This is a genomic window from Pseudoalteromonas sp. 120-MNA-CIBAN-0494, assembly GCF_040308885.1.
GTDB lineage: Bacteria > Pseudomonadota > Gammaproteobacteria > Enterobacterales > Alteromonadaceae > Pseudoalteromonas > Pseudoalteromonas nigrifaciens.
Window position 1 is genome coordinate 27,302 of sequence record NZ_JBEOOE010000017.1, and the last position, 12,875, is coordinate 40,176.

At 42.5% G+C, this 12,875-nt stretch carries 7 protein-coding genes; 5 read left to right on the top strand and 2 right to left on the bottom strand.

The features are described 5' to 3' along the window. The first annotated feature begins 265 nt into the window (after positions 1–265). Both AAEY55_RS11560 and AAEY55_RS11565 read left to right on the top strand, forming a co-directional pair. Positions 266–2,212 carry a RecQ family ATP-dependent DNA helicase gene (locus AAEY55_RS11560; protein ID WP_350551369.1) on the top strand — a complete coding sequence of 649 codons (1,947 nt, stop codon included), beginning with the start codon at positions 266–268 and terminating at the stop codon, positions 2,210–2,212. A 116-nt stretch (positions 2,213–2,328) separates the two neighbouring features. Then, positions 2,329–2,637: a YkgJ family cysteine cluster protein gene (locus AAEY55_RS11565; protein WP_176359701.1), complete on the top strand. Its 309-nt coding sequence runs from the start codon at positions 2,329–2,331 to the stop codon at positions 2,635–2,637. Positions 2,638–2,734: 97 nt separating this feature from the next. On the opposite strand, the gene AAEY55_RS11570 is transcribed toward AAEY55_RS11565, so the two are convergent. Both AAEY55_RS11570 and AAEY55_RS11575 read right to left on the bottom strand, forming a co-directional pair. After that, a complete protein-coding gene (locus tag AAEY55_RS11570) occupies positions 2,735–3,352 on the bottom strand; it encodes a glutathione S-transferase family protein (protein ID WP_179807751.1) in 618 nt (205 codons plus the stop codon). Between the two features lie 49 nt (positions 3,353–3,401). Continuing rightward, positions 3,402–4,430 (bottom strand): NADP-dependent oxidoreductase, encoded by a 1,029-nt coding sequence (locus AAEY55_RS11575; RefSeq protein ID WP_350545641.1) that lies wholly within the window; start codon positions 4,428–4,430, stop codon positions 3,402–3,404. Positions 4,431–4,911: 481 nt separating this feature from the next. On the opposite strand from AAEY55_RS11575, the gene AAEY55_RS11580 reads away from it, so the two are divergent. The 3 genes from AAEY55_RS11580 to AAEY55_RS11590 all read left to right on the top strand — a co-directional run bounded on the left by AAEY55_RS11580 (position 4,912) and on the right by AAEY55_RS11590 (position 12,860). Beyond that, entirely contained in the window at positions 4,912–6,117 is a 1,206-nt protein-coding gene (locus AAEY55_RS11580; protein ID WP_182683765.1) for an anhydro-N-acetylmuramic acid kinase, read from the top strand. Between the two features lie 624 nt (positions 6,118–6,741). Beyond that, positions 6,742–11,349, top strand: coding sequence for a glutamate synthase large subunit (gene gltB, locus AAEY55_RS11585; protein WP_350551372.1), 4,608 nt, complete (start codon positions 6,742–6,744; stop codon positions 11,347–11,349). Between the two features lie 20 nt (positions 11,350–11,369). Continuing rightward, positions 11,370–12,860 (top strand): glutamate synthase subunit beta, encoded by a 1,491-nt coding sequence (locus AAEY55_RS11590; RefSeq protein WP_089369085.1) that lies wholly within the window; start codon positions 11,370–11,372, stop codon positions 12,858–12,860. Positions 12,861–12,875: the final 15 nt, after the last annotated feature.

Genomic DNA, 12,875 nt, shown 5'->3' on the forward strand with positions numbered 1-12,875 from the left:
CTTTAAAAATAATATACCCAAATAATCTATGTAGAATTATTTTTTTGAGGTTACTTGGGTATGAATCAAGTTATTTTGGCAAAGGCTAAACTCGTTATTGATATGGCTATATTCTGCGCCTAAATAAAGGATGTGTCAGCAAAAAATAATGAATAAGTTATACTCACACTTTTAAAGCTAAATAGTGTGTATTTTTATACTTACTTAGGTTTTACCGTGTAGGAATATTTTTCCTTTTGAGGGAAATATTTAAACAGGATATTTTATGACCCCTTCATTAATTCAATCACTTGAGCAACACTTTGGCTTTAATCAGTTTAGAGGCGGGCAGCAGCAAACCATAGAGCAGTTGTTAAATGGGCAATCGTCGTTGGCTATATTTCCCACCGGCTCGGGTAAGTCTTTGTGTTATCAATTAACCGCGTTGCATTTACCACATTTAACCTTAGTGGTGTCGCCATTATTGGCATTGATGAAAGATCAAATTAGCTTTTTAAACAGCAAAGGTATTTATGCTGCCAGCCTTGATTCGAGCCAAGACCAAATGCAAAGCAGCACAGTAATGAACGATGTTCGCAGCGGTAAAGTTAAAGTGTTAATGGTGTCGGTTGAACGCTTTAAGAACGAGCGTTTTAGAGAGTTTATTAATCAAATAGCAGTGTCTATGTTGGTTGTTGACGAAGCGCACTGTATTTCTGAGTGGGGACACAACTTTAGACCCGACTACTTAAAACTACCACGCTACCGTGAAGAGCTTAATATTCCGCTGGTATTATTATTAACCGCCACCGCGACTAAAAAAGTAAAGCGCGATATGGCCGAGCGCTTTGCCATTGCCCCAGAATGCATTGTACAAACCGGTTTTTACCGCGCTAATTTAGACTTAAGTGTGCTGAGTGTAAAAACGGCGGATAAAAATACCGAGCTTGCTAACATTATTAGCGCACAAAATGGCCCAGGTATTGTGTATGTTACCTTGCAGCAAAGTGCCGAACAAGTGGCTAATATGCTAAGCAATCAAGGGCTGCAAGCGGTGGCGTATCATGCTGGGCTTAAAGATACACTTAGATGGCAAATTCAAGATGACTTTATGGGTGGTAAAATTAATGTAGTAGTGGCTACGATTGCTTTTGGAATGGGCGTAGATAAAGCCGATATTCGCTTTGTTATTCATTACGACTTACCTAAATCGATTGAAAACTACAGCCAAGAAATAGGCCGAGCAGGGCGCGATGGTAACCCGTCACAGTGTTTTACCTTAGCCAACCTTGATGGGTTAAATACTGTAGAGAACTTTGTGTATGGCGACACCCCAGAGCTAAGCGGTATTGAGCATGTAATTAACGATATTCGCCAGCACCACAGCTCGCAGCAGCAATGGGAAATGCAAGAATATAGCCTTTCAAGCGACAGTAATATTAGGCAACTTGCGCTTAAAACTTTGTTAGTACAGCTAGAAATGCAAGGTGCAATTACGCCGCAATACGCTTACTACGCCGATTTTAAATATAAGTTTTTAGTTGATAAAAACGAGTTGCTAGGCCAGTTTGATGAGCAGCGCCAAGCATTTTTAACGCAAATATTTAGCCATACCGATTTTAAAAAAGTATGGGGCACGCTTAATTTTGATAGCCTGACACAAGCCGCGCAAGTCGATCGAAAACGAGTGGTTGCGGCGCTTGACTACTTAGCCGAAAAACAGCTTATTACCCTAGAAACCAAACGTATTACCCAAGTGTATAAAGTGCATAGTGAGGTGATAAACAACCCTGAACTTGCGCAGCAACTGCATGATTATTTTACCGATAAAGAACAAGCCGAAATAAAACGTATAGCTGCATTGGTACGCTTTTTTGAGTTGCAAAGCTGTTTAAGCTACAACCTTGCCCGTTATTTTGACGATCAAAATGCGCCCCAGCAATGCGGCCATTGCTCAGTATGCAGAGGCCACAGTGTTAAGCTTGAATATTCAGTGCAAGCAGATGTTGTTGATGAGAGTGTAATTTATCAAAAAGTAGATGAGTTTTTACAGCATCTAGCCAGTAAAGGCATTAATAACGTAGGTGTAGAAACCCAATGTCGCTTTTTAGCGGGCATGAGCGTGCCTTTATTTGCACGCAATAAAGTGCGCCAATTGAGTGGTTTTGCGCTGTGTGAAGCGATGCGCTACAGTGATATTAAAGCGAAATTACTGGCGCGTCAGCTAGCATAATATTAGCTAAATTTAACCTAGTTAGCCTTTAAAATAGCCCCTAGAGATAGATTTACTCTGCCGATTTGAGCTTAGTTGGTGTATCCTAGTGGCTTACTTTATTTTATTAAGCCACTATGCCTCAAATTGTTATTCCGGTTAAAAACCTCACCACCACCCCAGAGCCTGTTACGTGTGCTAATTGCCAAGCCTGTTGCTGCCAATTAGAAGTACGCATAGTGACAGATACCGGTGTGCCATTTCATTATATTGAATACGATAAATGGGGCAGCGAAGTAATGAAACGTGCCGATGATGGCTGGTGCCAAGCCCTCGATCGCAACACACTCATGTGTTCTATTTACGAAAACCGCCCGTTAGTGTGTCGCGAATTTGAAATGGCGTCAGATGAGTGTATTACCGAGCGCGAGCTAGGCGGAATTTAAATTATTACAGCAAACGTAAAAAGGGCCCAAGGCCCTTTTTAAATGTGTACTAACTTAATGCAATTGGTATAACTGTAAAGCTAATACCAGACAATTATTAATCGTATTTAGCTTCAAGCTCTTGTGCGGTATGAAACTTCTCATGGCTTTGTAATTGCTCATCGTACTTAACTAGGTTTTTAAAGTGTGCTAGTTGACCTGAGTTTTTAACGATTTCGACAATAAACGACATCATAAAATCGGCGCCGGTTAGGGTGTCGCCTACTAAGTAACGCTTGCCTTCTAGGCGATCGTTAAAGTAGCTTATTACTTTAGCTGTTTCGGCGTCGGCGTAACCTTCTAAAAACTGGGTTTTAGCGCCATCTTTTAATACAAACATTTTAAGCAGCAGCGGTAAAATAGCTGAGCTTTCGGCAAAGTGTAGCCATTGCTGATAATCAACATAATCGCTAGTGCCTGCTTTAGGTGCAAACTTTCCGTTACCGTATTTAGTAATGAGGTAATCGGTAATTGCGCCCGACTCGGCAACAATAATCCCATCATCTTCTATCACCGGCGACTTACCAAGCTGATGAATATGTTTAAGTTCATCTGGGGCTAAAAAAGTGTCTTTATTACGTTGGTAAGCAACTATTTCATAATCTACGGCTAATTCTTCTAGTAACCAGATAATACGTTTTGAGCGTGATTTATTTAAATGATGTAGCTTGATCATAGTAATCCTTGTTGCGTTGCCATTTTCTACAGATAACAACGCATTAAATTTAAAGTGGGCTGTTAATTTTAACTACGGTTTTACCGAAGTTTTTCCCGCTGATCATATCGTTAAAGGCAGTAATGGTATTTTCGATGCCTTCTACTATATGTTCGCGGTATTGAATTTTTCCATCTTGTAGCCATTGCTGCATAGCGGTTGCAAACTCATCATAACGATGGCCATAATCGTCAAAAATAATAAAGCCTTGCATCTTAATACGCTTAGAGAGTATTTGCCCCATTAGCATACCCAAACGATCAGGGCCTTCTGGTAAGCTGGTTGCATTATACTGCGACACTAAACCACACACAGGTACGCGTGCTGATGTATTGAGAAGGGGTAATACGGCGTCGAATACCTTGCCGCCCACATTTTCATAATAAACATCAATACCATTATCACAGGCTTGTTCAAGTTGCTGTGCAAAATTATCTGCTTTGTGATCAATACAGGCATCAAAACCTAATACTTCTACTGCGTGCTTACATTTTTCACTGCCACCGGCAACGCCGACGACTCTACAGCCTTTAATTTTTGCAATTTGGCCAACGGTAGCGCCCACAGGGCCTGTTGCTGCAGCAACGACCACGGTTTCACCTGCTTTAGGTGCACCAATATCAAGTAATCCCATATAAGCGGTAAAGCCCGGCATTCCCATAATACCTAGTGCATACGAAGGATTAGCAGGCTCTTTGCCTAATTGCATTAACCCTTCGCCGTTGCTAATAGCGTAGTCTTGCCAACCAGTGTAAGCCAATACCCATTCGCCTTCGCTAAAGGAGTCGTTTTTAGACTCTTGAACTTGGCATACAGTTGCCCCAACCATCACGTCGCCAACATTTACTGGGTCGGCATACGATTTAGCGTCGCTCATGCGGCCACGCATGTAAGGGTCAAGGGATAAGTAAATGGTACGCAGTAATACTTCACCATTTTTTAATGGCGGCAGCTCTAGTGTTTTTAATGCAAAGTTTTCATCGGTAGGAGCACCGTGTGGGCGTGATGCTAACGTGAGTTGTCGACTGGTTACTGACATATAAAATCTCCAATAGATGAGTGAACTACTTTGATCTGAATGTTTTAGTTTGTGTTTAAAGCAAAGTTGAAACTAAACAATAATGCGCAGATAAGTAGTAAGAAACCTGAGCTCCGGATAATAAACTTATCTCAAGCAGCTATTTTCAGCGCTAACTGCGTTGAATTTACTTGCAATAGGCCAGCTATTGACGCGTAAATTCGCCTTGTTTTCACTGAAAACCTCTGGCTAGAGAAAATAAAATCAAATATAACGATGATTCAATACGTTAGTAAATCTCTTAACCAGAGCTCAGGTTAAGTATGTATATCTTAATACAGGAGTTTTGGGCACACGGTTAAAAAATCAACCCCAAGGTGTGAGTATTTACTCTAAGGTGAGTTTATAAGTGGATTAACTGATTTCTATAGCGCTATAACTTTTATTTAAACTACTCTAAAATGAATGCTATTAACTTAACAACAATAGATGCGAAATTATTATGCACCCACACATTAGTAAGCTTTATAACAGTGCGTTAAAGCCAAGCCGATTAATTATAGGCCTAATGAGTGGTACCTCGTTAGATGGACTTGATGTTGCCTTATGTAAAATAACTGCCGCGGGTGTGCATACCCAAATTGAGGTTTTAAAGTTTACTACGGTTGATTATAGCGATGATTATAAAACAAAAATAAAGCAGGTATTTGCCAAGCGTGAATGCAACTTAGAATACCTTACGTTACTGCACCCTTGGGTTGGTAAATTACATGGCGACATGGTTAATCAGTGTTTAAACAGCTGGCAGGTAAACCCAGCCAATATAGATGTAATAGCCAGCCACGGACAAACTATTTACCACTGTCCTAAAAGCCAGCATCAGTATAACGATTTTAACAATGGCACTTTACAAATTGGCGACAGCGACCAAATAGCCGTTACTACAGGTATTACTACCATTGGCGATTTTAGGCAAAAGCATATAGCAGCAGGCGGCGAGGGCGCACCACTTGCCGTGTATGGTGATTATTTGTTTTTTTCAAGCTCTGACGAAAACCGTATTTTGCTCAATATGGGCGGTATAGCTAACCTCACTTTTTTACCCCAAAATGGCGATAGCAACGCAGTATTTAGCTCTGACATTGGCCCATGTAATACCATTATGGATGCCTATGTGCAGCGTTATTTTAATAACATGCATTACGATGAAAACGCTGCGATAGCGAAAGCGGGCGTTATTAATACTGCGTTACTAACAGCGCTTTGCGACAATCATTTTTTAACCCTAAAAATGCCAAAAACTACTGGCCCTGAAGTGTTTAATCTGGCTTATTTAGAGGCTGCGCAACAGGCTTCAAATACCCAAAAGTTAAGTCATCAAGACGTAATGGCCACCTTAAACCGCTTTACCGCAGAGGTTATTGCCAATGCGCTAAATACGTGTGTAAAAATGGCGCCCAATAGTGTGGTGTATGCCAGTGGCGGCGGCATTCACAATTTACTCTTAATGCAACATTTAGTAACGCTTTGTCCGGCCATAAAAGGTTTTAAAAATACTCACGCATTAGGGGTTGATCCCGACGCGAAAGAAGCGGTACTTTTTGCTATTTTAGCTAACGAATGCTTAGCCGGTGAGCAGCTACACCTTGATAATAAAGCCCAAGGAATTGCAGGCGTTACTATGGGTAAAGTGAGTTTTGCAGATTGAAACCACATATTCTAAGCTTAAGTTTTTAGGTGAGACCTAGCCAAACTCACTGTTTGGCCTTTGCATAACTGCGACTTACTGTTTTAGGGTAAGCTTATTTTTTTGCGCTGCCATTAGCGTGAATATTGTTTTGTAGTAATTAATTGCAGCTGCGCTTTAATTATTATAAAAATGTTATTGCTTATTTACTTTTTAAAGATGCACCAATCCTCCCTTAGTTTCGCCCCTCAGGCCTTAGTGGTGCACTTTTATAACTAAAAAGACCAAACCCATCCAAATCAACTATGCGCTTTTTTAAAACATAAGGCATAGTTATTAAATGCAGTGTAAATGGGCTGTTAATAACTATTTTAGACTATATATATTCATATAATCTGAATGTATATTCATTTCTTAGTTGACTCAGCGTTATTTTACGGCTAGTTTTTATCCCCCTTTGATTAAAGTTTTCACTAATAAATACTGCACTATACAAATTCAAAAAGATTTTACAGTGGCTGTTTTAGGCATTTTAACGATTTTTTGAATGAGATAAGCGCATACCTCGAGTATATAAAAATATATGACTTAATTAGTAAGCACAATTTAGCTGATAGCAATAGGCTGATGAAATAGGAATAAGTAATGAATGATATGAGCAAAAAATCCCAAGGTCTTTATCGCGCTGAATTTGAACATGACAGTTGCGGCATTGGCTTTGTCGCTAACCTTAAGGGTAAAAAGTCACACGATATTATCGAAAATGCACTCACCATGCTCAGCTGCATGGAACATCGTGGTGGAACAGGGTTTGACGTTAAAAGTGGTGATGGTGCTGGTATTCTTATTCAAATTCCTCATGAGTTTTTCCGTCAAGAAACCGCAAAGCTAGGGTGGACGCTGCCAAGCGCCTTAAACTATGGTGTGGGGATGATTTTTTTCCCGCGCGATAAAGCACTTAGCGACGCGTGTAAAAAAATACTAAATCAAAATATTGCCGAACTGGGTTTAACCTTAATAGGGTATCGGGATGTTCCGGGCGATAACTCTATGTTAGGCGCGGCTTCATTTGAAAGCGAGCCAAATATTGAGCAAGTGTTTATTGCTAAGCCGCAAGCGCTAAGCGCACAAGAATTTGAACGTAAGCTGTTTGTGCTGCGTAAATACACCTCGCATAAAATTAATGGTTTAGATTTCACCGAACGTGACGAATTTTATGTAACCTCAATGTCATCTACCAAAATTGTTTATAAAGGCCAGTTTACTACCGAGCAAGTGCGCCAGTATTACCTTGATCTGCAAGACGAGCGTACTATTTCGGGAATGGCGATGTTTCATTCTCGTTTTTCAACCAACACTTTTCCTGCTTGGCGCCGCGCGCAGCCGTTTCGTTATATAGCCCACAATGGTGAAATTAATACGGTACGCGGTAATATTAACTGGATGAATGCTCGTGAGGCATTGTTTAGCTCGGTTAATTTTAGCGATGCTGAATTGAATATGTTAAATCCGGTGTGTAATAACGATAACTCAGATTCGGCTAATCTTGATATGGCTATTGAGCTATTAGTGCTCAGCGGGCGGTCTTTGGCGCAAGTAATGATGATGATGGTGCCAGAAGCATGGCAAACACAAACCAATATGGATGCCACCAAGCGCGCATTTTATGAATACTATGCGTGTATTATGGAGCCTTGGGATGGCCCAGCATCGTTATCGTTTACCGATGGCAACGTTATTGGTGCAACACTTGACCGTAATGGTTTGCGCCCTTCGCGTTACTTGTTAACCGAAGATGGCACGCTAGTGATGGGCTCTGAAACCGGTGCATTGTGCGTTGATCAATCAACGGTTGTTGAAAAAGGGCGTTTGCAACCGGGTAAAATATTTATTGCTGACTTAGAGCAAGGTCGCATTATTAGTGATGACGAAGTAAAACAACACGTTAGCTCGGCTCAGCCGTATGCTCGTTGGTTAGCTGAAAACAAAATTGAATTAGACAATTTACCCGTTCCTAGCGCGTCTTTTGCCCAGCCGCCATTGGCAGAGCTGCGAAAAATACAAAAAGCATTTGGTTACACCAGCGAAGATCTTAACCTAGTACTGGCGGGTATGGTTGGTACGGCTAAAGAGCCACTAGGCGCTATGGGTACCGACACGCCGCTTGCAGTGCTGTCGCATCGCCCGCAACAATTATCACATTATTTTAAGCAGTTATTTGCGCAAGTAACCAACCCACCCATCGACCCTATTCGTGAAGAGTTGGTTATGTCGTTGCGCGGTTATATTGGCCGCTCACTTAACTTGCTCGATGAAACACCTGGGCATTGCCATAAGGTTGAAATAGAACAGCCTGTATTGACCAATGAGCAATTACGCAAACTACAGTATATAGATAACAATCATCTTCAAGCTAAAACGATCGACATTACTTTTAAAGCCAGCGGTGGGCCAGGTGCACTAAAAAGAGCACTGGATCGTATTTGTTTATATGCCAAAAATGCCGTTGAAGATGATTATGAAATACTCATTTTAAGTGACCGTGGCGTAGACAGCGACCATGTTGCTATACCTTCGGTATTGGCAACAGCAGCGGTGCATCACTATTTAATTCGTGAAAAACTACGCTCATCTGCCGATATAATTTTGGAGTCGGGTGATATACGCGAAACGCATCATTTTGCTACTGTTATTGGTTATGGCGCTGCGGCAGTTAACCCGTATTTAGCCCTAGAGAGCATGTATGGTTTACGTGATGAAGGCGTACTTGATACTAACTTAACAAATGAACAAATTACCCAAAAATACACCAAAGCGGTAGGCAGCGGCTTGTTGAAAACCTTCTCTAAAATGGGTATTTCAACGCTACAGTCGTATTTAGGTGCGCAAGTTTTTGAAGCCTTGGGCATTAACTCTGAGGTTATTGATCAGTACTTTACCGGTACGGTTAGCCGTATTGAAGGCTTAAGCCTAGATCAAATTGCCCAAGAGGCGCTATTACGCCACCGTGAGGGTTTCCCTGAGGCCAACCGCATTGCTATAGATAAACTACTGCCTACGGGCGGAGAATACTCGTGGCGTCATGATGGTGAACGGCACTTATTTAATCCCACGGTAATTCGCTTACTGCAGCATTCAACAGCCAGTAATAATGTTGAGCAGTTTAAGCAGTATGCAAAAACGGTGGACGATCAAAGTAAAGAAGCCTTTACCTTACGGGGTTTATTACAATTGAATAGCGATCGTCCTGCTATTGCCTTGAGCGAAGTGGAACCGGTTGCCAACATTTTTAAACGCTTTGCCTCGGGTGCTATGTCGTTTGGCTCAATTTCGTGGGAAGCACACACTACTTTAGCTATAGCTATGAACCGCATTGGCGGTAAAAGTAACAGCGGTGAGGGCGGCGAAGACCCAATTCGTTATACACCGCTTGAAAATGGCGATTCGATGAATTCGCGAATTAAACAAGTGGCTTCGGGTCGTTTTGGTGTTACTAGCCATTATTTAGCGAATGCCGATGAGCTACAAATAAAAATGGCGCAGGGCGCTAAACCGGGCGAAGGTGGGCAATTACCCGGCGATAAAGTAGATGCATGGATAGGTAAAACTCGTGGCTCTACGCCAGGGGTGGGCTTAATTTCGCCGCCGCCACACCATGATATTTATTCTATTGAAGATTTATCGCAACTTATTTTTGATCTTAAAAACGCCAACCGCGACGCGCGCATTAACGTTAAATTAGTATCAGAAGCGGGTGTAGGTACGGTTGCATCGGGTGTGGCAAAAGCCTATGCCGATGTGGTACTGATTGCGGGCCACGATGGCGGCACCGGTGCGTCACCACTGAGCTCAATTAAACATACGGGCTTACCGTGGGAACTGGGTTTGGCTGAAACGCATCAAACTTTGGTGCGTAATAAACTGCGTAGCCGTATTACGGTACAAACCGATGGGCAACTTAAAACGCCACGCGACTTAGCCATTGCAACGCTGCTTGGTGCAGAAGAGTACGGCATGGCTACCACAGCATTGGTGGTTGAGGGATGTATTATGATGCGTAAGTGTCATTTAAATACCTGCCCAGTTGGTATTGCCACACAAGATAAAGGCCTGCGCGACAAGTTTACTGGTCGTGCCGATATTTTAGTTAACTTTTTTACCATGATGGCAGAAGGTTTACGCGAAATTATGGCTGAGCTTGGCTTTAGAAGTATTGAAGAAATGGTGGGCCAAACTCAGTGCCTTACGCAGCGCAAAGATGTTGACCATTGGAAATACCAAGGCGTTGACTTAACTCCACTATTACACAAAGCAGAATGCGCTGAAAACGAAACTCTGTATCAATCAATAAAGCAAAAGCATTTAATCGACGACATTATCGATCGCAAAATGATCAAAGATGCTCAAGCGGCACTAGAGTCTGGGCAAAGTGTGGCGCTTGAATACGATGTGATTAACACCGACAGAACCATAGGGGCGATGATCTCTAACGAAATCTCTAAAAAGTACCATGCAGATGGCTTACCGCAAGATACTATTAAGGTTAAGTTTAACGGCTCAGCGGGGCAAAGCTTTGGTTGTTTTTCAACCAGGGGTTTACGTTTTGAACTTGAAGGCGATGCCAACGACTACTTTGGTAAAGGACTCTCTGGCGCAAATTTAGTGGTGTACCCTAGTAAACAAGCTAAGTTTGCTGCTAGTGAAAATATCCTCATTGGTAATGTGGCCTTTTTTGGAGCAACTTCTGGTAGCGCCTTTATACGCGGTATAGCGGGGGAGCGTTTTTGTGTACGTAACTCGGGCGCAACAGCCGTTGTTGAAGGTGTGGGGGATCACGGTTGTGAATACATGACCGGCGGTAAAGTGGTTATTTTGGGCGCAACTGGTCGAAACTTTGCTGCAGGTATGTCGGGCGGTGTTGCTTACGTACTTGATGTAAATAATGACTTTGCGGCTAAATGCAATATGGAAATGGTCGCACTTGAAAGTGTAGATACCGACGCTGAAAGCCACGAATTAAAAGCCTTAATTAGCCAACATTTTGATGCTACAGGTTCAGATGTTGCCAGTGATTTATTAAAAGATTGGAACAGCAATGTTAAGCGCTTTGTTAAAGTAATGCCGATTGATTACAAACGCATGCAAGGTTATATGAATGATGTACGCAGTAGCGGAAAATTCACCTCGGAATATGATATTGCCGTTGAAGCATTCGACATTCATTTAAACAACATAGCTAGCGCTAAAGCTTAAGCTGCCAAGGAGAATATATTATGGGAAATCCAACAGGGTTTATCAACGTAGGTCGTGCCTTGCCAACTGAGCGTAACGCAGGTGAACGTTTAATTGACTGGCTGGAAGTATATGAAGAAATACCACAAGCAGATGTAGAGCAGCAAGCTTCGCGTTGTATGGATTGTGGCGTGCCGTTTTGTCAGTCGGCAAAATCAGAATTTGCACCGGCAGTAGCAGGATGTCCGGTAAATAATGTAATACCGGAGTGGAATGACTTAATTTATCGCGGCCGCTGGCAAGATGCAGTAGAGCTATTGCATAAAACCAATAACTTTCCTGAGTTTACTGGGCGTGTATGCCCAGCCCCTTGTGAGGGGGCATGTGTACTGGGTATTAACGCCGATCCGGTGGCTATTAAGTTACATGAAAAAGAAATTATTGATCATGCCTTTAAGCAAGGTTGGGTGGTTGCTGAGCCACCTGCATCTCGCACTGGTAAAAATGTAGCCGTAATTGGTTCGGGCCCAGCGGGCCTTGCCGCTGCAGCACAGTTAAATAAAGCTGGCCATATGGTTACTGTATATGAGCGCGCCGACCGCATTGGTGGCTTGCTAATGTATGGTATTCCAAACATGAAGCTACAAAAAGAATTAGTGCAACGTCGGGTTGATATTTTAGCCCAAGAAGGCATTGTTTTTGTTACTAATACTGAAGTAGGCAAAGACATTAGTGTGGCGCAGTTAGAAACTGACTTTGACTCAGTCGTGTTATGTATTGGTGCCACAGTACCGCGCGACTTACCCGTTGCAGGGCGCGAGCTTAACGGTGTGCATTTTGCGATGGACTTTTTAACAGCCAATACCAAAAGCTTGCTCGATAGCGAACATCAAGACGGAGCGTTCATTAATGCGAAAGGCAAAAATGTAGTGGTTATAGGTGGCGGTGATACCGGCACCGACTGTATTGGTACTGCGCTTCGCCATCAGTGTAAAAGTGCTATTCAGCTAGAAATTATGCCTCGTCCACCCGAGCAACGCGACGAGAGCAGCAATCCTTGGCCACAATGGCCAAAACGTTTGTTGGTTGATTACGGCCAAAAAGAAGCTATTGCAGTGCAAGGCCAAGATCCACGTCAATATTTAGTGATGACTAAAAAAATTGAAAGTGACGGGCAAGGTAATGTTAAAGCTGTGCACACTGTAGATATTACTTGGCAACTTAACGATAAAGGGCAAATGGTGCCACAAGAAGTAGCGGGCAGTGAAAAGATAATTCCTGCCGATATAGTACTGATTGCTATGGGCTTTATGGGGCCAGAAGGTGGCCTTGTTGCACAATTTGGTTTAGAGCAAGATGCTCGCTCTAATATTGCAGCACAGTACGATAAGTTTGCTACAAGCAAGCCTGGCGTATTTGCCGCAGGCGATAGTCGTCGCGGACAAAGCTTAATTGTGTGGGCAATAGATGAAGGTCGACGCTGCGCGCGTGAGGTTGACAGCTATTTAATGGGTAAAAGCTATTTGCCTTAAAGCGATTACAAGTCT